This is a genomic window from Stenotrophomonas testudinis, assembly GCF_024499815.1.
Classification (GTDB): domain Bacteria; phylum Pseudomonadota; class Gammaproteobacteria; order Xanthomonadales; family Xanthomonadaceae; genus Stenotrophomonas.
Genome location: NZ_JAMOKY010000052.1, coordinates 1 through 19,935 on the forward strand (window position 1 = coordinate 1; position 19,935 = coordinate 19,935).

Annotated in this window: 18 protein-coding genes and 1 rRNA gene; 5 read left to right on the forward strand and 14 right to left on the reverse strand. The window is 67.2% G+C overall.

All coding sequences use genetic code 11. From position 1 onward, the window contains the following. Positions 1-69 precede the first annotated feature (69 nt). Positions 70-786 carry an SURF1 family protein gene (locus tag NQ204_RS18310; protein ID WP_256644589.1) on the reverse strand — a complete coding sequence of 239 codons (717 nt, stop codon included), beginning with the start codon at positions 784-786 and terminating at the stop codon, positions 70-72. 57 nt (positions 787-843) lie between these two features. Here NQ204_RS18310 and NQ204_RS18315 point away from each other — a divergent pair, with 57 nt between their 5' ends. Next, the gene (locus NQ204_RS18315) at positions 844-1,062 is read left to right on the forward strand and encodes a twin transmembrane helix small protein (protein WP_049468560.1); all 219 of its coding nucleotides are present in this window, start codon (positions 844-846) and stop codon (positions 1,060-1,062) included. 21 nt (positions 1,063-1,083) lie between these two features. Here NQ204_RS18315 and NQ204_RS18320 read toward each other — a convergent pair whose 3' ends face one another. From NQ204_RS18320 to NQ204_RS18345, 6 genes are read right to left on the reverse strand one after another with little or no spacing between them, the layout of a single operon-like run. Continuing rightward, positions 1,084-1,959, reverse strand: a complete 876-nt coding sequence (locus NQ204_RS18320) for a cytochrome c oxidase subunit 3 (protein ID WP_116864959.1) — start codon at positions 1,957-1,959, stop codon at positions 1,084-1,086. 13 nt (positions 1,960-1,972) lie between these two features. Then, entirely contained in the window at positions 1,973-2,563 is a 591-nt protein-coding gene (locus NQ204_RS18325; protein WP_116864958.1) for a cytochrome c oxidase assembly protein, read from the reverse strand. Then, positions 2,560-2,766 (reverse strand): hypothetical protein, encoded by a 207-nt coding sequence (locus NQ204_RS18330; RefSeq protein ID WP_256644590.1) that lies wholly within the window; start codon positions 2,764-2,766, stop codon positions 2,560-2,562. The genes NQ204_RS18325 and NQ204_RS18330 overlap by 4 nt, the downstream gene beginning before the upstream one ends. An 8-nt stretch (positions 2,767-2,774) precedes the next feature. Beyond that, positions 2,775-4,382 (reverse strand): cytochrome c oxidase subunit I, encoded by a 1,608-nt coding sequence (gene ctaD / locus NQ204_RS18335; protein ID WP_108767495.1) that lies wholly within the window; start codon positions 4,380-4,382, stop codon positions 2,775-2,777. Between the two features lie 59 nt (positions 4,383-4,441). After that, entirely contained in the window at positions 4,442-5,398 is a 957-nt protein-coding gene (coxB, locus tag NQ204_RS18340) for a cytochrome c oxidase subunit II (RefSeq protein ID WP_116864956.1), read from the reverse strand. An 11-nt stretch (positions 5,399-5,409) separates the two neighbouring features. Then, positions 5,410-5,886 (reverse strand): DUF2244 domain-containing protein, encoded by a 477-nt coding sequence (locus NQ204_RS18345; protein ID WP_108767493.1) that lies wholly within the window; start codon positions 5,884-5,886, stop codon positions 5,410-5,412. 275 nt (positions 5,887-6,161) lie between these two features. On the opposite strand from NQ204_RS18345, the gene putA reads away from it, so the two are divergent. Further along, positions 6,162-9,380, forward strand: a complete 3,219-nt coding sequence (gene putA, locus NQ204_RS18350) for a bifunctional proline dehydrogenase/L-glutamate gamma-semialdehyde dehydrogenase PutA (RefSeq protein ID WP_256644591.1) — start codon at positions 6,162-6,164, stop codon at positions 9,378-9,380. A gap of 70 nt (positions 9,381-9,450) precedes the next feature. On the opposite strand, the gene NQ204_RS18355 is transcribed toward putA, so the two are convergent. The 4 genes from NQ204_RS18355 to NQ204_RS18370 form a co-directional block, all read right to left on the reverse strand. Continuing rightward, complete coding sequence (locus tag NQ204_RS18355; RefSeq protein WP_256644592.1) at positions 9,451-10,518, reverse strand: AAA family ATPase; 1,068 nt, start codon at positions 10,516-10,518, stop codon at positions 9,451-9,453. After that, the gene (gene pnuC / locus NQ204_RS18360) at positions 10,505-11,104 is read right to left on the reverse strand and encodes a nicotinamide riboside transporter PnuC (protein WP_108770589.1); all 600 of its coding nucleotides are present in this window, start codon (positions 11,102-11,104) and stop codon (positions 10,505-10,507) included. The genes NQ204_RS18355 and pnuC overlap by 14 nt, the downstream gene beginning before the upstream one ends. A gap of 128 nt (positions 11,105-11,232) precedes the next feature. Then, positions 11,233-11,733, reverse strand: coding sequence for a hypothetical protein (locus tag NQ204_RS18365; RefSeq protein ID WP_256644593.1), 501 nt, complete (start codon positions 11,731-11,733; stop codon positions 11,233-11,235). A 78-nt stretch (positions 11,734-11,811) separates the two neighbouring features. Continuing rightward, complete coding sequence (locus tag NQ204_RS18370) at positions 11,812-13,155, reverse strand: outer membrane protein transport protein (protein WP_256644594.1); 1,344 nt, start codon at positions 13,153-13,155, stop codon at positions 11,812-11,814. Positions 13,156-13,384: 229 nt separating this feature from the next. On the opposite strand from NQ204_RS18370, the gene NQ204_RS18375 reads away from it, so the two are divergent. Then, positions 13,385-14,077 carry a rhomboid family intramembrane serine protease gene (locus NQ204_RS18375; protein WP_256644595.1) on the forward strand — a complete coding sequence of 231 codons (693 nt, stop codon included), beginning with the start codon at positions 13,385-13,387 and terminating at the stop codon, positions 14,075-14,077. Positions 14,078-14,174: 97 nt separating this feature from the next. Here the strand turns inward: NQ204_RS18375 and NQ204_RS18380 are convergent, their stop codons facing one another. Beyond that, complete coding sequence (locus NQ204_RS18380; protein WP_256644596.1) at positions 14,175-15,620, reverse strand: S41 family peptidase; 1,446 nt, start codon at positions 15,618-15,620, stop codon at positions 14,175-14,177. A gap of 107 nt (positions 15,621-15,727) precedes the next feature. Then, positions 15,728-17,032, reverse strand: a complete 1,305-nt coding sequence (locus NQ204_RS18385) for a murein hydrolase activator EnvC family protein (protein WP_256644597.1) — start codon at positions 17,030-17,032, stop codon at positions 15,728-15,730. Between the two features lie 95 nt (positions 17,033-17,127). On the opposite strand from NQ204_RS18385, the gene NQ204_RS18390 reads away from it, so the two are divergent. Together NQ204_RS18390 and NQ204_RS18395 are read left to right on the forward strand one after the other, a co-directional pair. After that, positions 17,128-17,790 (forward strand): DUF4097 family beta strand repeat-containing protein, encoded by a 663-nt coding sequence (locus NQ204_RS18390; RefSeq protein WP_116865340.1) that lies wholly within the window; start codon positions 17,128-17,130, stop codon positions 17,788-17,790. 84 nt (positions 17,791-17,874) lie between these two features. Then, positions 17,875-19,587, forward strand: a complete 1,713-nt coding sequence (locus tag NQ204_RS18395; RefSeq protein ID WP_256644598.1) for a M28 family metallopeptidase — start codon at positions 17,875-17,877, stop codon at positions 19,585-19,587. A 268-nt stretch (positions 19,588-19,855) separates the two neighbouring features. Here the strand turns inward: NQ204_RS18395 and rrf are convergent. Continuing rightward, a 5S ribosomal RNA gene (gene rrf / locus NQ204_RS19710) occupies positions 19,856-19,935 on the reverse strand; the annotation flags it as partial.

Below are 19,935 nucleotides of genomic sequence, written 5' to 3' on the forward strand. Positions count from 1 at the left end.
CCCCCCCCCCCCCCCCCCCCCCCCCCCCCCCCCCCCCCCCCCCCCCCCCCCCCCCCCCCCCCCCCCCCACTACCGGGCAACGGGGCGCTTCCTGCGCCGTTCCAGCACCAGCGCGACCACCAGCACGGTCAGCGCCAGGCCGAACCACTGCACGGCATAGCCCAGGTGGCGCCGCGGCGGCAGCGTGTTCGGCAGCAGGTCGAGGTCACGCGCATCGCCGAACGGCAGCGCGGGGTCCAGGCGCAGCACCCGGTCGGGCAGCGCGGCCAGCCCCAGCGCGCGGGCCAGGCCCTCGGCAGGCAGGCGGCTGGCCAGCCAGCGTCCGGGCTCGCCGGTGCTGGAGAACGCCGGCCCCAGCGCCAGGCCGGCCGCCGGCGGCGGTGCCAACAACCCGCGCACCGCCACCGGTGATGGCGGCGTGGACACCTGCGGCAGGGTGCGATCCGGCGGCAGCGCGCGCCAGCCCAGGTCGACCAGCAGCACGCTGCCGCCGTCACTGCGGAAGGGCCGGTAGATCTTCACCCCGGCAAGGCCCTGCCGGGTCTGGTTGTCCAGCAGCACCACCCCGGGCAGGAAGCGGCCATGGTCGGCCACGCCGTGCAACGCCCCCGGTGCCGCCAGCGCCTGCGCCAGCGGCAGCGACTGCGCCACCGCCGGTCCCTGCGCATCAAGCAGTGCCTGTTTGGCGTGCATGCGCTGCAGCTGCCAGAACCCCAACGCAGTGAACGCGGCCATCGCCAGCACCGCCATCAGCCAGCCAATCACGCGTGTGTGCTGGCGCATCATGACAAGTCCGCGCAAACGCGGTCAGATAGGCGCATCCACCCTGCCCTCGAGCCGCGCATGAGTGATTCGCTGAAGACCCTGCTGGTAATCGCGTTTCTGATCGTCATCGTCTGGAATCTGGGCGCCGGCCTGTATTACCTGCTGGTCGACCGCGGCCAGACCAAGCGCACGGTCAACGCACTGACCCGGCGTATCGGCGTGTCAGTGGCACTGATCGTACTGGTGATCGTGTGCATCTACATGGGCTGGATCAAACCGCACGGCATCGGTGGCTGAGCCCACCGGCGCCGGCGCCGGTCAAAGCACGTAGACGAACATGAAGAGCATCAGCCACACCACGTCGACGAAGTGCCAGTACCACGCGGCGGCTTCGAACGCGAAGTGGTTGTCGCGGGTGAAATGTCCCTTGGCCGAACGCAGCCACATCACGATCAGCATGATCGTGCCCAGCAGGACGTGCGCGCCGTGGAAGCCGGTCAGCATGAAGAACGTCGAGCCGTAGATGCCCGAACCCAGGGTCAGGTTCAGTTCCTTGTAGGCGTGGATGTACTCCTCCGCCTGCAGTGTCAGGAAGCCGAGGCCGAGCAGCACGGTGGCGCCCAGCCACACCAGCAGCTGGCGGCGGTTGCCGGCCTTCAGCGCGTGGTGGGCGATGGTCAGGGTCACGCCGGAGGTCAGCAGGATCAGCGTGTTGATCAGCGGCAGGCCCCAGGCCGGAATGGTCTGGAAGGCACCACCGATCGCCGCCGGTCCGTTGGTCGGCCAGCCCGCCGAGTAGCCCTGCCACAGCAGTTCGTTTGTCATCACCCCGCGCCCTTCGCCGCTGAGCCAGGACAGGCCCAGGTTGCGGGTGTAGAACAGCGCGCCGAAGAAGGCACCGAAGAACATCACTTCGGAGAAGATGAACCAGACCATGCCCATCCGGAACGAGCCGTCGACCTGGCGGTTGTAGTGGCCGGCCTGCGATTCGCGCACGACGTCGCTGAACCACCAGAACAGGGTCAGCACCAGCAACGCGATGCCGATGTAGAAGGTCCAGCGCCCCCAGCTGGCATCGTTGAGCCAGCTGGCCACGCCGACCATGGTCACCATCATCGCGATGGACCCCACGAACGGCCATTTGCTCTGGGCCGGGACGAAGTACACGTTGGCGTCGGTCGGTGTCTGGGCCATGTCGGTATCCGGGTCAGGGAGCGGCGTGCGCGCCTTCCGAGGTGCCGGCAGGTGCCAGCCGGTCGGACAGCGCGTCGTTGCGGTAGAAGGTGTAGGACAAGGTGATCGTCTTGATTTCCGGCGGCAGGTCCGGATCAACGATGAAGCGCACCGGCATGTCGCGCTTCTCGCCGGCCTGCAGCGTCTGCGCGGTGAAACAGAAGCATTCGGTCTTGCTGAAGAAGCCCGACGCGCGCGCCGGCGCGACCGAAGGCACGGCGCTGCCGACCACGGCATTGGCGCTGTCGTTGCGGGCGAAATACAGCGCTTCGTTGAGCTCGCCGGGCACCACGTCCATGGTCAACTGCTCGGGATGGAACGACCACGGCAACCGCGAATTGACCCCGCCATCGAACTCCACGCGCACGGTGCGCTTGCCGGTGGCGGCGCCGGTGCTGGCCTCGCTGCCGGGGCCACGCTCCAGGCGTACGCCGAACACCTTTTCGCAGGCGATGCGGTACAGCGGCACCAGCGAGAACGTCAGCAGGAACACCGCCACCGCCACGCCGATCAGGCGCGGCAGCCCGGCACTGCGTGACGGAGCGGTGGCCGGCGTCTCGCTCATCGGCGGATCACCCCGCTGAGGATGAAGCCGACGTAGACCAGCAGCGCAACCGCGCCGACCCACATCGCGGTCCGCTTCGCGCGCTGGCGCTGCAACTCGACGCCGTTGCTTGCGCTGTTGTAGAGCCGAGCCATCCTCGGCTGCTTTTCGTCAGTCGAGCATGGCTCGACTCTACCGGTCGGAAGCGGGCTCTCGTTATGCATGACCCACCTCAATGCGTGATGTCGTCATGCGCCAGATCCCCCGGGCGGATGGTCGGCGGCGTGGTGAAGGTGTGCGCCGGTGCCGGCGACGGCAGCGTCCACTCCAGGCCACGCGCACCTTCCCACGAACGGGCCTCGGCCTTCTCGCCATTGCGCAGCGAGGACAGCAGGATCGCGGCCATCATGAAGGGCGTGGCGAACATGCCGAACGCACCGATCGAGCTGATCAGGTTCCAGTCGGCGAAGGCCACGCTGTAATCGGGAATGCGCCGCGGCATGCCGGCCAGGCCGAGGAAGTGCTGCGGGAAGAACAGCAGGTTGACGAACACGATCGACCACCAGAAGTGCACCTTGGCCCACTTCTCGCTGTACATGCGCCCGGTCCACTTCGGCCACCAGTAGTACACCGCGGCAATCAGCGCGAACACCGCACCGGTCACCAGCACGTAGTGGAAGTGGGCGACCACGAAGTAGGTGTCGTGGTACTGGAAGTCGGCCGCGACAATGGCCAGCATCAGGCCGGAGAAACCACCGATGGTGAACAGGATGACGAAGGCCACCGACCACAGCATCGGGGCTTCGAAGGTGAGCGAGCCGCGCCACATGGTGCTGACCCAGTTGAACACCTTCACGCCGGTCGGGATCGAGATCAGCATCGTGGCGAACATGAAGTAGATCTCGCCACCCAGCGGCATGCCCACGGTGAACATGTGGTGGGCCCAGACGATGAACGACAGGAAGGCGATCGCGGCAGTGGCGTACACCATCGCCTGGTAGCCGAACAGCGGCTTGCGGCTGAAGGTCGGGATGATCTCGCTGACCACGCCGAAGGCGGGCAGGATCATGATGTAGACCTCGGGGTGCCCGAAGAACCAGAAGATGTGCTGGAACATCACCGGGTCACCGCCACCGGCGGCGTTGAAGAAGCTGGTGCCGAAGAACTTGTCGGTCAGCAGCATGGTCACCGCACCGGCCAGCACCGGCATCACCGCGATCAGCAGGAAGGCCGTGATCAGCCACGCCCAGCAGAAGATCGGCATCTTCAGCAGGTCGATGCCCGGCGCCCGCATGTTGAGCACGGTGGCGATGATGTTGATCGCGCCCATGATCGAGCTGATGCCGGCGACGTGGATGGCGAACACGGTGAAGGCGACGTTGTAGCCGCCCTGCAGCGACAGCGGCGGGTACAGCGTCCAGCCACCGGCCGGTGCACCACCCGGCAGCAGGAAGGTCAGCAGCAGCAGGCTGAAGGCCACCGGCAGCAGCCAGAACGACCAGTTGTTCATGCGCGGCAGCGCCATGTCCGGCGCGCCGATCTGCAGCGGGATCATCCAGTTGGCCAGGCCGACAAAGGCCGGCATCACGCCACCGAAGATCATCACCAGCGCATGCACGGTGGTGAGCTGGTTGAACACCTCCGGGCGGATGAACTGGATGCCGGGCTGGGCGAGCTCAAGCCGGATCAGCACGCTCATGAAGGCGCCGATGACGAACATGATGAAGCTGAAACCCAGGTACAGCGTGCCGATGTCCTTGTGGTTGGTCGAGAAGAACCAACGCTCGAAGAAGCTCTGGTGGTGGTGGTGATCGTCGTGCCCAACTGCCGAGTGCGCCATCGCAAAACACCTCTCAGAATCGGTTGTCGCCACGGCCGCGAACGGCCGCGGGCTTTACATCACGCGCCGCTGGCCGCGGTGGCAGGGGTACCGGCTTCAGCCGCCGCGGGTGCGGCCGGCGCTGCCGGTGCCTCGCCCGCAGGCGCTGCCGGTTCGGCCGGTGCCGCAGGCGTGGCAGGCGCAGCCGGTGCCGGCTTGCGCTGCGCCAGCCACTGCTTGAAGTCTTCCTTGGACACCGCCTCGACCACGATCGGCATGAAGCCATGGTCCTTGCCGCAGAGCTCGGCGCACTGCCCGCGGTACACGCCGGGCTGCTCGATGCTGGTCCAGGCCTCGTTGATGAAGCCGGGGATGGCGTCCTGCTTCCAGCCCAGCGCCGGCACCCACCAGGCGTGGATCACGTCATCAGACGTGATGACGAAGCGCACCTTGGTATCGACCGGCAGCACCAGGCGGTTGTCCACGTCCAGCAGGTAATGCGGGTGGCTTTCGCGGGTCGGCACCTTGCCACTCTGACGCATGCGGTCGGACTCGCGGTCCAGGCGGCTGGTGAAGGTGACGTTCTCGCCGAGGTATTCGTACTTCCACATCCACTGGTAGCCGGTGACCTTCACCGTCATTTCGGCATCGCGGGTGTCGTACATCTTGATCAGGTTGGCCGTGGCCGGCCACGCCATCACGATCAGGATGATCACCGGGATCACCGTCCAGATCACCTCGGCCTTGGTGTTGTGGCTGAAGGTGGCGGCGACGGCGCCCTTGGATTTGCGGAACTTGAAGATGGCGTAGGCCATCGCCCCGAACACGATGACGCCGATCACCGTACAGATGATCAACGACAGGTTGTTCGACTCCCAGGCCAGGCGCGAGGTCTGGGTGACCCCCTTGCCCATGTTCAGCTGCCACGGCTTGGGATCGGCCGCCTGCGCCCATGCCCATGCCGGAACCAGTCCCCCGGCCACCAGGCTGGCGACCGCTGCAACGCACTTCGTGCCCCACCTGCTGCTTTGCTTCATTGCCTAGACCCTTAGCGTCGTCGGTTGCCGCCATCGCTGGCGGCGAGCAAGCCTTCAAGCATTTCAGCGAGCGTCTGGCGTTCGGCCGGCGCGAGGAAACTCCCCACCTCCACCTGCCGTCCGCTGGATGCCAGCCGGACCCTCTCGTCGTCGGTGAGCAGGCGCACCCAATGGGGGTGGGCCCGGAACACCGGCGATCCACCGGGTACGGGGATGACCTCCACGTACGCCGGCACGACCCGGATCTCCTCCTGCCGTTCACCGCTGCGCCACAAGGCACGCAGGGCGGCTGCCAGCAACAGGCTGTACAGCAGCGCGAACAGGGGGGCGAATGCGTTGCCAGCCACCCACCCGAGGGCGGAGACCAGCCACATCGCTCCCGACAACACGGCAAACAACAGGACGAACTGCCGGGCATCGAGCGCCCGTGGGGGACGCAGCCGCAGCTGCGTACCTGACCCATCCGGAGCTGGAAGCACCTCGATCATGTCGCAACCGCGTTCCTGCCGCGGGAAACGTCTCGATGGTAGCCCCGCCCTCTCACCGGTAGCAAGGGTTCATTCACACTTTTCCCCATGTTGCAATACAGCATGACCCCCGGCGGCGCGAATGACGAATTCAGCACAAATAAGGTCGAGCTCGCTGAACACGCTGAATCCAGCACTGCTAGGGGCTATCAGCCCTCTACAAAGGTGTCTTAGGGGCACTTCCGCAGGGCGCAAAAATGATTAAAATCGCCAAGTTTTCCACTGGCCGGATCGGCATGAACGCACCCTTCTCCTCCCCCGCCGCCCACGACGCCCCGCGTCCGGGCACGCTGCTGTCGCCGGAACTGCCGGCGTCCCCCAACCCGTTCCGCCAGGCCATCACCGACGCTTGGTTGAAGGACGAGGCCAGCCACGTGCGCGAGCTGCTGGCGCAGGCCCGCCTGCCCGCCGAGGAGCAGGCCAGGGTGCAGGCGCTGGCCGCCGACCTGGTCGGCCGGGTGCGCGTGCGCGCCAAGGACCAGGGTGCGATCGAAGCCTTCATGCGCCAGTACGACCTGGGCAGCGAGGAAGGCGTGCTGCTGATGTGCGTGGCCGAGGCGCTGCTGCGCATTCCGGACCAGGACACCGCCGACAAGCTGATCCGCGACAAGCTGGCCGATGCCGACTGGGAAAAGCACCTGGGCGGCAGCGACTCGGTGCTGGTCAACGCCTCCACCTGGGGCCTGATGCTGACCGGCAAGCTGGTGCAGATGAACGACGCCACCCGCGCCGATGCCCCCAGCGCCTTCAAGCGCCTGGTCGGCCGCGTCGGTGAGCCGGTGGTGCGCCTGGCCGTGCGCCAGGCCATGAAGATCATGGGCCACCAGTTCGTCATGGGCCGCACCATCAGCGAAGCGCTGTCGCGTTCGCACAAGGGCGACAACGCCAGCTACCGCTATTCGTTCGACATGCTGGGCGAAGGCGCGCTGACCATGAAGGACGCACTGCGCTACCTGGAGGACTACCGCCGTGCGATCCACGCCATCGGCGGCGACCACAAGGCTCGCGGCGGCCGCCCGGACGGCGACGTCAACAACGCCCCGGGCATCTCCATCAAGCTGTCGGCGCTGTACCCGCGCTACGAGCACGCCAAGCGCGAGCGCGTGCTGACCGACCTGGTGCCGGGCGTGCTGGAACTGGCGCAGCTGGCCAAGAGCTACGGCATCGGCTGCACCGTCGACGCCGAAGAGTCCGACCGCCTGGAACTGTCGCTGGACATCATCGAGCAGGTGTTCTCCGATGCCTCGCTGGCCGGCTGGGATGGCTTCGGCGTGGTCGTGCAGGCCTACCAGAAGCGCACCCCGTACACGATCGATCACCTGGCCGACATGGCGCGCCGCGCCGGTCGCCGCCTGCAGGTGCGCCTGGTCAAGGGCGCCTACTGGGATGCCGAGATCAAGCGCGCGCAGATCGAAGGCTATCCGGGCTACCCGGTGTTCACCCGCAAGCAGAACACCGACGTGTCCTACCTGGCCTGCGCCAAGCGTCTGTTCACCCATGCCGACGCGATCTACCCGATGTTCGCCACGCACAACGCGCACACCATCGCCGCGGTGCGCAGCATCGCCAACGGTGGCGTGTACGAGCACCAGAAGCTGCACGGCATGGGCGATGACCTGTACGCCGAAGTGGTGCCGGCCGACCGCCTGGGCCTGCCCTGCCGCGTGTATGCGCCGGTCGGTTCGCATGAAGACCTGCTGCCGTACCTGGTGCGTCGCCTGCTGGAAAACGGCGCCAACTCCAGCTTCGTCAACCGCATCACCGACGAACGCGTGCCGATCGCCGACCTGATCCGCGATCCGGTCGAGATGGTCGCCTCGTTCGCCTCGATCCCCCACCCGAAGATCCCGCTGCCGGTTGACCTGCTGCGCAGCCAGAACCACGACAGGAAGAACTCCATGGGCGCCAACCTCGCCAACGACAACGAACTGCGCGCCCTGGCCGAGCAGATCAACGCGGCCATCAAGCCGTGGCAGGCCGCCCCGCTGGTGCCGGGTGCCAACCCGGCCGGCGCCGCGCTGCCGGTGACCAACCCGGCCGACACCCGCGAAGTGGTCGGCCAGTGGCTCGCCGCCGATGCCGCCACCGTGCAGAAGGCCCTGGCCAACGCCGTGGCCGCGCAGCCGGCCTGGAACCGTACCCCGGCCGCCAGCCGCGCCGCCATCCTCGAGCACGCCGCCGACCAGCTGGAAGCGCGCATGCCGGAGTTCATGGCGCTGTGCGTGAAGGAAGCTGGCAAGAGCCTGCCCGACAGCATCGCCGAAGTGCGCGAAGCCGTGGATTTCCTGCGCTACTACGCCAAGCAGGCGCGCGAGCAGTTCAGCCACGCCGAGAAGCTGCCCAGCCCGACCGGTGAATCCAACGAGCTGCAGCTGCACGGCCGCGGCGTGTTCGTCTGCATCAGCCCGTGGAACTTCCCGCTGGCGATCTTCCTGGGCCAGGTGGCCGCTGCACTGGCCGCCGGCAACAGCGTCATCGCCAAGCCAGCCGAGCAGACCAACCTGATCGGCTACTACGCCGTGAAGCTGCTGCACGACGCCGGCGTGCCGACCGAGGTGGTGCAGTTCCTGCCGGGCGACGGTGCCACCGTCGGTGCCGCGCTGACGGCCGACCCGCGCGTGGCCGGCGTGGCCTTCACCGGCTCCACCGACACCGCCCGTGCGATCAACCGCGCGATGGCCGCACGTGATGCCGCCATCGGTGTGCTGATCGCCGAAACCGGCGGCCAGAACGCCTTCATCGCTGATTCCTCGGCGCTGCCGGAACAGCTGGTCAAGGACGCGATCGGTTCGGCCTTCACCTCGGCCGGCCAGCGCTGCTCGGCCGCGCGCGTGCTGTTCGTGCAGGACGACATCGCCGACAAGGTGATGACCATGCTGGCCGGTGCGATGAAGGAACTGAAGGTCGGCAACCCCGGCCTGCTGTCCACCGACGTCGGCCCGGTGATCGACGCCGACGCGCTGAAGATCCTGCAGGACCACGCCGAACGCATGGACCGCGAAGCGCGCCTGATCGCTGCTGCCGAGCTGTCCGCCGAAGCCGCCCATGGCACCTTCTTCGCTCCGCGTGCGTACGAACTGAAGGACCTGGCCCAGCTGCAGAAGGAAGTGTTCGGTCCGGTGCTGCACGTCATCCGCTGGAAGGGCGACCAGCTCGACGCGGTGATCGACCAGATCAACGCCACCGGCTACGGCCTGACCCTGGGCGTGCATTCGCGCATCGACGAGACCGTCGACCGCATCAGCAACGGCGTCCACGTCGGCAATGTCTACGTCAACCGCAACCAGATCGGTGCAGTGGTCGGCGTGCAGCCGTTCGGCGGCCAGGGCCTGTCCGGCACCGGCCCGAAGGCCGGCGGCCCGCACTACCTGCTGCGCTTCGCCACCGAAAAGACGGTGACGGTGAACACCACCGCCGCCGGTGGCAACGCCTCGCTGCTGACCCTGGGCGACTGAAACACCCCTCCCCTTCCACGGGTGTGATTGATGCACGAAAAACCCCGCGAAAGCGGGGTTTTTTGTGCGATCACGGCACCGCGCTGAAGCGGCTGTCCGCGCGCGCGGCCAGCGCGTCCTGCACCCGCGCGATGCGCGTTTCCAGATCGCCTTCCAGCAGCACGAACGGCAGCCCCCGCGCCTGCAGCTCCTGCAGGTACCAGGCATGCTGCTGCGCGCGGAAGGCCTCGCCCACCCGCGTGCCATCCTGGTCGAACGCGATGTCCGGGGCACACAGGAACAACAGGTCATACGGCCGCAATGCGGCCTGCAGCAGCGCGTCCGGTGCGCTGCCGAACATCCAGCCGCTGTAGCCCAGGGTCACCAGTGGCGTGGTATCGCAGAACAGCCAGCGCTGCGCCGTCAGCGCCGCCGCATCCTCACGCCGGGGTTGCTCTTCGGCGATGCGCAGCAGATCCGGTTCGCGCAGGTCACCGCCCTGCACCTCCCACAGCGTGCGCCCGTATTCCGCGACCCACGTCGTACCCATGCGCTCGGCCAGCACGCGCGCCAGCGTGGTCTTGCCGGTGGATTCGCCACCGATGAAGGCCACGCGCTGCACGTAGTCCACATACACCTGCGGCGACAGGCCATGGCGAAGTGCATGCGGATCGGCGCGCAGCTGGGTGCCGCTGGGCTGGCCGACATCGCGGCTGCGTTCCAGCCGCTGGTGCTGCACCGGTGCGTTGAAGTACGCGGCCATCGCTGCGGCAAAACCATCGCCGTAGTCCTCGCCGGTGAACACCACCTGCACTGGCCCGCCGAACAGATGCAGGCACAGCCAGGCGGTGAAATCGCGCTGCGCCTGCTCGCTGTCGCTGTCGCGTGGCAGCGCGCGCGGTGGCAGGTCGCGCTGTTCGCAGAGCGCGGCCAGGCGGGCATCGTCGAGCACCGCCACCGTCGCCTGCGGAAAGCGCGCACGCAGCCAGCGTTCGCGGCGGGCGGCGCTATAGCCGGCAAAGCCCGGCTGCGACCAGCCGATCACCAGCAGCTGCCGGCATTGCGCGGCGGCGAAGTCGATCAAGTGCTCATGGCCGCGGTGCAGCGGGCAGAACTTGCCCACCACCAGACCGCACTCGACGCGCTCAGGCAGCGGCATCGGCGGTCTTTGCCTCGGCACGCATCAGCGTGCGCCAATGGCGCAGCGCCACCAGCGCGTTGATCCAGAAGCCGATGTAGAGGAACGAGGTCAGGTGCAGGCCGCGGCTGTAGTACAGCGGCACGGCGATGGTGTTGACCAGCAGCCACACCCACCACGATTCCAGCTTGCGCCGCATCATCAGGATCTGCGCGATCACGCTCAGCACCAGCACTGCCGAATCGATGTAGGGCGCATAGGCATGGGTCAGGCGGGTCAGCATCCAGCCGTAAGCGAAGGTCGCCACCACCGCCAGCGGCAGCAGCCACGCCCACGCCCGCGGGCGCACCGGGGTGATCGGCAGGGGCGCGCCGTGGTCGCCGCGCAGCCACTGCCACCAGCCCAGCACGCTGATGGCGATGAAGAAGAACTGCAGGACCATGTCCGCAAACAGGTGCGAACGCTCGAACACCGCCGCGAACAACGCGCAGCCGACGATGCCCAGCCACCAGGTGTGCACGTTGTTGCGGCCGGCCAGCAGGATCGAGCCGGCGACGGCGATGTTGGCAGCCAGCTCCAGCTGGAAGTTCGGATCGGTGAGATTCATGGCGCCATTGTCGTTGATCCGCGCACCGGACGTGGATGGCTCCTACGCACTGGGGTCAGAGCCCTTTCCTGTGGAAAGGGATCCGACCCCGTCACACCTCGGTGGATCCACGCCATGCGTGGATGGCCTTACACCCCACCCAGAAACGCCTCGGCATTCCCCGCCTCGCATTTCCAGTCCGCATACACGCCCACCATCCCGCACTCGGCGCAGCGGCAACCGATATAGAGCCAGTGGACGTCCTGTGTCCCCTCATACAGCGCCACGCCGCAGTGGATCGACAACGCCGCGTTGTCGCACATGCAGACGTGCTCATCCAGATTGGCGTCCGCCAGGTACTCTGCGCTGTCGAACATCAGGTGCGATTCCCCGCACGCCACGCAGTCGCGGCGAGCAACCCCTTCCACCTCGTCGTCAAACAGATGGAAGCGGGCCGAACCGCAGCTGCACAGCGCCGCGCGGAACAACAGGGCCGGGTAGCCCGCCGCCCTGCTGTAGTTGCCGATCACCGCGGCGATGTCGCCGTCCTCGTCGCTGTACCAGTACTTGCCCTTACGCGTGAGCGCCATCGTTGCCTCCAGCAGGAATCCATCCACCGTGATTGTGCCTGTGCGGTAGATCCATGCCATGCGTGGATGGCTCATCCCACAAAAAGAAAGCCCCGCTTGCGCGGGGCTCCCTCGTGCTGCTTCAGGCCGCGGCCTGGATCAGAACTTGTACTGGAACGACGCAGCCAGCACGTCGCCACGGACCTTGTACTTGCCCGACAGCGAGTTGCCCTGGTTGTTGGTGGTCGCCGGCACGTTCACGTTCGGGTCGCTGGTGAACAGGTGGGTGTAACCGAAGTTGTATTCGGTGTTGGCCGACGGGGTCCAGCCCACGCCCAGCGACAGCCACTTGCGGCTGGTATCCGGCACGCGCACGTCGCGGTGGGCATCGGTGGTCGGGGTCTGGTCCAGCGCCACACCACCACGCAGGGTGACCGTGTCGCTCAGCTTGAAGTCGGTACCCAGCGAGACGAAGGTGGTATCGCGGTAGCCGAAGTCCAGCACCGAATCCGGCTGCGCCGAAGCGTAGTCGATGGTGACCTGATCGAAGGCGGTCGACCAGGCGGTACGGGTGACGTCACCCATCACGGTCCAGCGATCGTTGACCTTGTGGGTCACGCTCAGGGTGGCCGACGCCGGCAGCTTCACCGTGGCCTTGCCGCTGGTGGTGACAAAACGGCCCGGCTGGGCGACGTCCAGCACGGTCCGGGCATTGGGCGGCACGACGAAGGTGGCGTCACCGCCGGTGATCTTGTGCTCGACCTTGGAGCGGTAGCTGAGGCCGATGTGGGTGTTCTCATCAAGGCTGAACAGACCGCCGACGGTCCAACCCACGGCATTGTTGTCGCCTTCCACGGTCAGCTTGCCATCGGCGCTGCCCGGGGCGAAGCCCGGGACACGCGACTGGGCCAGCGCGGTACCGAAGTCGATGTTGTTGCTCAGTTCAATGGTCAGGTGCTCAACGAACACCGATGCACCGAACGACACGTACGGATTCACGTCATAGGACGCGGCGAAGCCCAGGTCGATGGCCTTCAGGTCGGTCTTCAGACCACTGTAGCGGCCCACCCAGCCGTTGTCGTATTCGGTCTTGAAGCCGAACGGAGCGGTCAGCGAGACACCGAAGTGTGCCTTCTCGCCGATCGGCATGTGGAAGTAAGCGGCCGGAACCGGGGCGATCATGCCAGCGTCGCCGCCGTCACCGCCGGTCTGCGCAGCGCCCGTCGGCTTGCGGCCCTGACCCTTGAATTCGGCCTTGAAACTGATGGCGCTCAGATCGCCCTGGACCATGGTGCCGTCCAGCTGGCGCATGCCGGCCGGGTTGACGGCGATGATGGAGGCGTCGCCCTCGGCGCTGCCGGAGCCGGCGAAGGCGCGGCCCAGGCCCTTGGCGCTGTTTTCCTTCAGCTGGAAGGCAGCGGCGTTGGCATCGGCGGCGGCCAGCGCACCGGCAACGCCGACGGCCAGCAGGGTCAGTCGGGCAATGGTAGAAGCGGTTTGCATCGTAGTTCTCTCTCCGGTAAGCGGTGATGGTGCTCTGCGTGCGCCTGCGCCCACCGGACCCGCAAAGGTCCGCCAGAACGCGCCGGATTCCCCTCCCGACATACGACGCCGTATGCGAGTATCACCCAGAGCGGTTAATGAAACAATAACAGCGACGGCCGTATTTCCGCTGCGGAAACTGAACAGGCGCCTCGCCCGCGGAAGGCCCCGGCACGCTAGGCTAGCGCCCATGTTCGTGTCTCTCCCCTCCCGCAAAAAGGCCACGCTGCGCTGGGCTACCCCCGTGCTGTTTGCGGCATTGTGGCTGGCATTCCTGTGGTCAATCTCGCGTCCGGGTGACGCCCGCAACAGCCTTTGGCTGGACTGGGGCGCCCTGTCGACCGGCCTGACCCAGCCCCACGATTGGTGGGCGACCCTGCAGGACGGCAGCGTGCTTCGGTTGTTCACCGCCCTGTTCCTGCACGCGGACTGGTCGCACCTGCTGGGCAACCTGGTGTTCCTGCTGATCTTCGGCCTGCCCGCCGAGCGGGTGCTGGGGCCGTGGCGGTTGATGCTGCTGTTCCTGGTCGGCGGCGCGGTGTCCAACCTGGTGGCGATCTACACCATGGGCAGCCCGGACCAGATCATCATCGGCGCCAGCGGCGCGGTGTCGGCGATGATCGGTGCCTACCTGGCGCTGTTCCCGGCCGCCCGGCTGGGCGTGGTCATCCCGCTGGGCCTGTTCCTGGAATTCGTACGTGCCCCGGCCTACCTGCTGATCGGCGTCTGGGCCGCACTGCAGGTGGTGTTCGCTTACATCGGCCCGAGCTTCGGCATGGTGGCCTGGTGGGCGCACATCGGCGGCTTCGTGTTCGGCCTGCTGTACGGCGTCTACGTGCGCGCGGCCATCGCGCGGAAGCTGCGCAAGCGCCACGGGTTCTGAGCACCTGAAACGCAGTCGAGCAAGCTCGACTCTACCGGCGTCGTAGAGTCGAGCTTGCTCGACTGCAGCTTGTCGCCGGGCATGGCCCGGCGCTACCTCACGGCTTGGCCGGGGTTTCGGCCGGCTTCGGTTCGGGCTTCGGCTCTGCCTTCGCATCGGGCTTCGGCACCGGTTTGGCGGCCGCGGCTTTCGTCGCCTTCTCCGCCTCGGCCTTGGCCGCTTCCGCCTTCAATCGCGTGGTCACCGAACCGGGGTTCTTCAGTTCGGCCAGAGCGTCATTGATCGGCGCATCGCCCGGCAGCACCGCACCGGCGCGGTAGCCCTCGGTACCTTCGTCGTCACCGCGCAGGTGGCCCGGCAGGGTCGCCTCGCTGTAATCGCTCAGGCTGGCCGGCAGTGCATCTTCTTCCGGCGTCGGCGCCGGCTTCAGTTCCACGTCGGGCACGATGCCGGTGGCCTGGATCGACTTGCCACTGGGCGTGTAATAGCGCGCGGTGGTCAGCTTGACCGAATCGCCGTTGTCCAGCGGCAGCACGGTCTGCACCGAGCCCTTGCCGAAGGTCCGGCTGCCGACCACGCGCGCACGCTTGTTGTCGCGCAGCGCACCGGCCAGCACTTCGGACGCACTGGCCGAACCCGCGTCGGCCAGCACCACCACCGGCGCGCCCTTCAGCAGGTCACCCGGCGTCGCATCGAAGCGTGCATCGCTGATGCTGATGCGGCCGCGGGTGCTGACGATGTTGCCCTTGTCGAGCAGGTCATCGGCCACCTGCACGGCGGCGGTCAGCAGCCCACCCGGGTTGCTGCGCAGGTCCAGCACCAGGCCCTTGAGCTGGCCACCGGCCTGCTTCTGCAGCTGCTGCACGTGCTTCTGGAAATCAGAACCGGTATCGGCCTGGAACGTGCTCAGGCGGATGTAGCCGTAGCCCGGTTCGAGCATGCGGCTCCTTACGCTGGTCACGCGGATGGTCTGCCGGGTCAGGCTGACATCGAACGGCTTGGGCCTGCCGTCGCGCACGATGGTCAGGACCACCTTGCTGCCGGCCGGGCCACGCAGCGGTTCGCTGGCATCGATGGCGCTGATCGGCTTGCCGTCGATGGCGATGATCAGGTCACCGGCGAGGATGCCGGCCTTGGCCGCCGGCGTGTCGTCGATCGGCGAGATGACCTTCATGCTGGCGTTGTCGGGCTGCTGCTGCAGCTCCACGCCGATGCCTTCGTAGGCACCGTTGGCCTGCTCGTCGAAGGCCTCGGCATCTTCCTTGTTGAAGTAGGTGCTGTGCGGATCGAGATCCAGCAGCAGGCCGCGCACGGCCGACTGCATCAGCTTGTTGTCATCGACGGGATCGACATAGGCCGCGCGGACCGCGTTGTAGACCGAGACGAAACGACGGATGTCTTCCAGCGGCACCTTCGAGGTCACCGCCTCCTCGTTGCTCGCTGCCTGGCCGGAGGTATCGGTGGCGGCCGGCGCAGTCTGCTGCGCCCAGGACAGCGCTGGCATCAGGGCCAGCAAGAGGGTGGCGGTACGGGCTGCGCGCATGGATCACTCCTGTCGACGGTGGCATCGTGCCCAAGGCACATGCCCCGATTATGCGCGAAGCGTGGCTAAATTCCCGTTGAATCCGGCCAGGTCGCAGCAGCGTCGATTCAGCGCCGCTGCAGCCAGCTGTCCGGGTTGACCGGTTGCCCGCCGCGGCGCAGCTCGAAGTACAGCGCGGTCACGCCCTGGCCACCGGAATTGCCGACCTTGGCCACGGCGTCGCCACGGCTCACGCGCGCGCCGGCATCCTTCAGCAGGGTGTCGTTGTGTGCGTACAGGCTCATGTAGCCATTGCCGTGGTCGACGATCAGGATCATCCCGTAGCCGGTCATCCAGTCGGAGAACACCACGGTGCCATCGGCCACGGCGGTGACGGTGCTGCCGGCCGGCGCGCCGATCAGCACGCCGCTGCTGGTGCGCCCGTCGGGCAGTTTTGCGCCATAGCGGGCCAGCAGGTTGCCCGACAGCGGCCAGCCCAGCCCGCCCACCTTCGGCGCAGGCGCGGAGGCCACGGCCGGCGGGACCTTGGTTGGCGGCGGCGGACGGCCCTCGGCCTTGGCCTGGCGTGCGGCCTTTTCGGCAGCGGCCTTTTCGGCGGCAGCCTTGCGCGCGGCGGCACGGCGTTCGGCCTCGGCGCGGGCGGCGGCCGCACGCAGGTTGGCCAGCAGCGTTTCCAGCGCCTTGGCATCCTGGCCGAGCGCCTGTTCCTTCTCGCGGCGGTCCTTGAAGCGTTCTTCCAGCGAGGCCACGGTCTGCGCACGATCACGGCGAGCGGCGGCCAGCGAGGCGGCCTGCTGCTTCTGGTCGCGCTGTGCGCCCAGCAGGGTCTGTTTGCGCTCGGCAATCTGCGCCTGCAGCGTCTCCAGTTCCTTCAGGTCGCCGGTGAGGGTGGCGATGCGCTGGGCGCGCTCGCGCTGCAGGTAGCGGTGGTACGCCAGGGCACGGTTGGCATCGGCCACCGTGTCCTGCGACAGCAGCAGCTTCAGCGGGGCATGGTTGCCCAGCTGGTAGGCCGCGCGCAGCAGCCCGGCCAGCTCGCGGTTCTGCTGGGCCAGGTTGGCCTGCAGAGTGGCGCGGCGCTGTTCGGCTTCGGCCAGGGCCTGGCTCTGCTCGCGCAGCGCGGTTTCGGTCTGGGCCAGTGCCCGGCCGCTGCGGGCGACCTTTTCGTCGGCATCGCGCAGCTGCCGTGAGGCCTGCCCGCGCTGGCCCTCGATCTGCCGGCGCTCCTGCGCCACGCCCTTCAATTCGGTGCGCAGCTTCTGCAGCTTGCGCTCGGCCTCGCGGGTGGAGGCGGTCTGCGCGCTGCCCGGCAAGGGAGCGGCCAGCGCCAATGCCAGCCCCAGCAACAGGCAACGCCCGGCGCGGGCAGCGGCGGTGTGATGTCGGCGTGAGGGGAAGACGTTGTTGCGCAAGGGCTTTCCAGTGACTTCAGGCAGTTGCAGGGGGTGCCGGGGAATGGTGACATCAACGCACGCGGCCTGCCAGCCGCACAACAACGAGGTCCCCCATGAAAACGCTCTCCATTCCGCTGCTGTTGGGCGCACTGCTGGTCGCCGGCCCACTTGGCGCGCAGGACAACATCAGCAAGGTCAACGGCAGCATCAGCGCCGACCCGGGCCAGCGCTACGGCAAGCTGGACACCGTCAACGGCGGCATCCGCGTCGGTGACGGCGTGGAAACCGGAAGCATCGACACCGTCAACGGCGGCGTCACCGTGGCCGACCGCGCCCGCACCGGCAGCATCGAGACGGTCAACGGCAGCGTGCGCCTGGGCCGTGAAGTCATCGCCCAGGGCGATGTCAGCACGGTCAACGGCAGCATCTTCAGCGACCACGGCAGCCAGATCGAAGGCGGCGTGGAAACGGTCAACGGTGGCATCGGCCTGGTCAACAGCCGCGTGCGCAAGGACGTGGAAACGGTCAACGGTGACATCACCGTGGGCATCGGCTCGCAGGTCGGTGGCGGCCTGCGCGTGCGCAAGCCCAACTTCAGCGTTTCGCTCACGGCCAGCCGCAAGCCGCGCGTGATCATCGGCCCCAACGCCGTGGTCGAAGGCCCGCTGCTGTTCGAACGCGAGGTGGTGCTGTACGTGCACCGCACCGCACGCGTCGGGCCGGTCACCGGTGCCGAGCCGATCCCGTTCGACACAGATACCGCGCCGGCGGACTGAGTCCCCGGCGCTGCAGTACGGGGAATGCTCCCCTTCACCGGCCGCGCCCGGCGTGGCCATCCCTCGTGTATCCAGGAAACGACGATGCCCCGCAAACTCCTCCTGTGCCTGGCCGCCGCGGCCGCGCTCAGCGCCTGCAAAGGCGAAGACACTTCCACGCCGGCGCCTGCCGCCAGCCCCGATGCTGCGGCCACGCCGGCAGCCCACACTTTCTCGCCCAGCATCAACGCCGCCGACTTCAGCGAGATGGTCAAGACGCTGGCTTCGGACGAATTCGAAGGCCGCGCCCCGGGCAGCAAGGGCGAAGAACTGACGGTCAACTACATCCGCGACCAGATGCAGCGCATCGGGCTGCAGCCGGGCAACGGTGACAGCTGGTTCCAGGACGTGCCGATGACCGAGACCACGGCCGACGAGTCGACCGTGCTGAAGATCACCCAGGGCGGCAAGACCACCGAGCTGAAGTTCGGCACCGACATGGTGGTGGGCACCCGTACTGGCGAGGCCGAAGTGAAGGTCGATGCCAGTGACCTGGTGTTCGTCGGCTATGGCGTGGATGCGCCGGAGCAGAAGTGGAACGACTACGCCGGCCAGGACTGGAAGGGCAAGACGGTTGTGATGTTCGTCAACGACCCGGGCTTCCATGTCGGCGACGAGAAGCTGTTCGACGGCAAGCGCATGACCTATTACGGGCGCTGGACCTACAAGTTCGAGGAAGCCGCCCGCAAGGGTGCGGCCGCCGCGCTGATCGTGCACGACACCGCCGGTGCTTCCTATGGCTGGGACGTGGTGAAGAACTCCTGGGCTGGCCCGCAGTACGACCTGCCGGCCAAGGATGATCCGGAAGCGCGCATTCCGGTGCAGGGCTGGCTGAGTGCGGACGCGGCCAAGGCGCTGTTTGCCGGTGCCGGCCTGGATCTGGCGCAGGCCTACAAGGACGCCAGCAAGCGCGGCTTCAAGCCGGTGCCGCTGAAGGCCACCGCCGCGGTCGACCTGAAGAGCCAGATCGCGCAGAAGCAGTCGCGCAACGTGGTCGGCGTGCTGCCGGGCAGCAAGCGTGCTGATGAGGCCGTGCTGTACATGGCCCACTGGGACCACCTGGGCAAGCATGAGGGCGAGGAAGGCGACAACATCTACAACGGTGCTGTCGACAACGCGACCGGCGTGGCCGGCATCCTCGAAGTGGCCGAAGCCATGGCCCACCAGGATCCGAAGCCGGAGCGTTCGGTGGTATTCCTGGCCGTGACCCTGGAAGAGTCCGGCCTGCTGGGTTCCAAGTACTACGTTGCCCACCCGACCTTCCCGCTGGACAAGATTGCCGGCGTGATCAACATCGACGCAATGTCGGTGGCCGGCCGTGCCAAGGACGTGACGGTGACCGGTTTCGGCAGTTCCGAGCTGGAGGACATCCTCAAGCCGCTGGCTGCCGCCCAGGACCGCACCCTGCACGGCGAGACCTCGGTGCAGAGCGGTTTCTACTTCCGTTCGGACCACTTCAACTTCGCCAAGGCCGGCGTGCCGGCGCTGTATGCCGACGGTGGCGAGGACCTGCGCGACGGTGGCGTCGACGCGGGCCGCAAGGCCGCGACCGATTACGGTAACAACCGCTATCACGGGCCGAAGGATGAGTTCGATGCCTCCACCTGGAAGCTGGATGGCACCGTGGAAGACCTGGAGCTGATGTACGGCGTGGGCAAGGACCTGGCAGGCGGCGATCGCTGGCCGAACTGGTACGAAGGCAATCCCTTCAAGGCTGCCCGCGACGAGATGATGAAGAACAAGGCCGCGGCCCCGTAGCGTCGAGCTTGCTCGACTGAATAGTGTTGAGGTCCAGGCGGCGCCCTACGGGGCGCCGCTTTTTTTTGTGGGCGGTGGGGCGGTCCATCCACGCATGTCGTGGATCTACCGGTTCGCCGTATCCACGCATGGCATGGATCTACCGGGTTCGCCGTTGGTAGCTGCCAACCTTGGTTGGCAGCGCGCAACGCGCGGCAAGGCCCGTAGCGTGTTTATCTGCGCGCAAAGAAAAACCCCGCTGCGTGAGCAGCGGGGTTTTGGGTGTAAACCTTGGCGATGACCTACTCTCGCATGGCTTGAGCCACACTACCATCGGCGCAGCTGCGTTTCACTTCCGAGTTCGGGATG

Coding starts and splice junctions, on each gene's coding strand:
- NQ204_RS18310 (WP_256644589.1), bottom strand. CDS start 786: ATGATGCGCCAGCACACACGCGTGATTGGCTGGCTGATGGCGGTGCTG.
- NQ204_RS18315 (WP_049468560.1), top strand. CDS start 844: ATGAGTGATTCGCTGAAGACCCTGCTGGTAATCGCGTTTCTGATCGTC.
- NQ204_RS18320 (WP_116864959.1), bottom strand. CDS start 1,959: ATGGCCCAGACACCGACCGACGCCAACGTGTACTTCGTCCCGGCCCAG.
- NQ204_RS18325 (WP_116864958.1), bottom strand. CDS start 2,563: ATGAGCGAGACGCCGGCCACCGCTCCGTCACGCAGTGCCGGGCTGCCG.
- NQ204_RS18330 (WP_256644590.1), bottom strand. CDS start 2,766: ATGCATAACGAGAGCCCGCTTCCGACCGGTAGAGTCGAGCCATGCTCG.
- ctaD (WP_108767495.1), bottom strand. CDS start 4,382: ATGGCGCACTCGGCAGTTGGGCACGACGATCACCACCACCACCAGAGC.
- coxB (WP_116864956.1), bottom strand. CDS start 5,398: ATGAAGCAAAGCAGCAGGTGGGGCACGAAGTGCGTTGCAGCGGTCGCC.
- NQ204_RS18345 (WP_108767493.1), bottom strand. CDS start 5,886: ATGATCGAGGTGCTTCCAGCTCCGGATGGGTCAGGTACGCAGCTGCGG.
- putA (WP_256644591.1), top strand. CDS start 6,162: ATGAACGCACCCTTCTCCTCCCCCGCCGCCCACGACGCCCCGCGTCCG.
- NQ204_RS18355 (WP_256644592.1), bottom strand. CDS start 10,518: ATGCCGCTGCCTGAGCGCGTCGAGTGCGGTCTGGTGGTGGGCAAGTTC.
- pnuC (WP_108770589.1), bottom strand. CDS start 11,104: ATGAATCTCACCGATCCGAACTTCCAGCTGGAGCTGGCTGCCAACATC.
- NQ204_RS18365 (WP_256644593.1), bottom strand. CDS start 11,733: ATGGCATGGATCTACCGCACAGGCACAATCACGGTGGATGGATTCCTG.
- NQ204_RS18370 (WP_256644594.1), bottom strand. CDS start 13,155: ATGCAAACCGCTTCTACCATTGCCCGACTGACCCTGCTGGCCGTCGGC.
- NQ204_RS18375 (WP_256644595.1), top strand. CDS start 13,385: ATGTTCGTGTCTCTCCCCTCCCGCAAAAAGGCCACGCTGCGCTGGGCT.
- NQ204_RS18380 (WP_256644596.1), bottom strand. CDS start 15,620: ATGCGCGCAGCCCGTACCGCCACCCTCTTGCTGGCCCTGATGCCAGCG.
- NQ204_RS18390 (WP_116865340.1), top strand. CDS start 17,128: ATGAAAACGCTCTCCATTCCGCTGCTGTTGGGCGCACTGCTGGTCGCC.
- NQ204_RS18395 (WP_256644598.1), top strand. CDS start 17,875: ATGCCCCGCAAACTCCTCCTGTGCCTGGCCGCCGCGGCCGCGCTCAGC.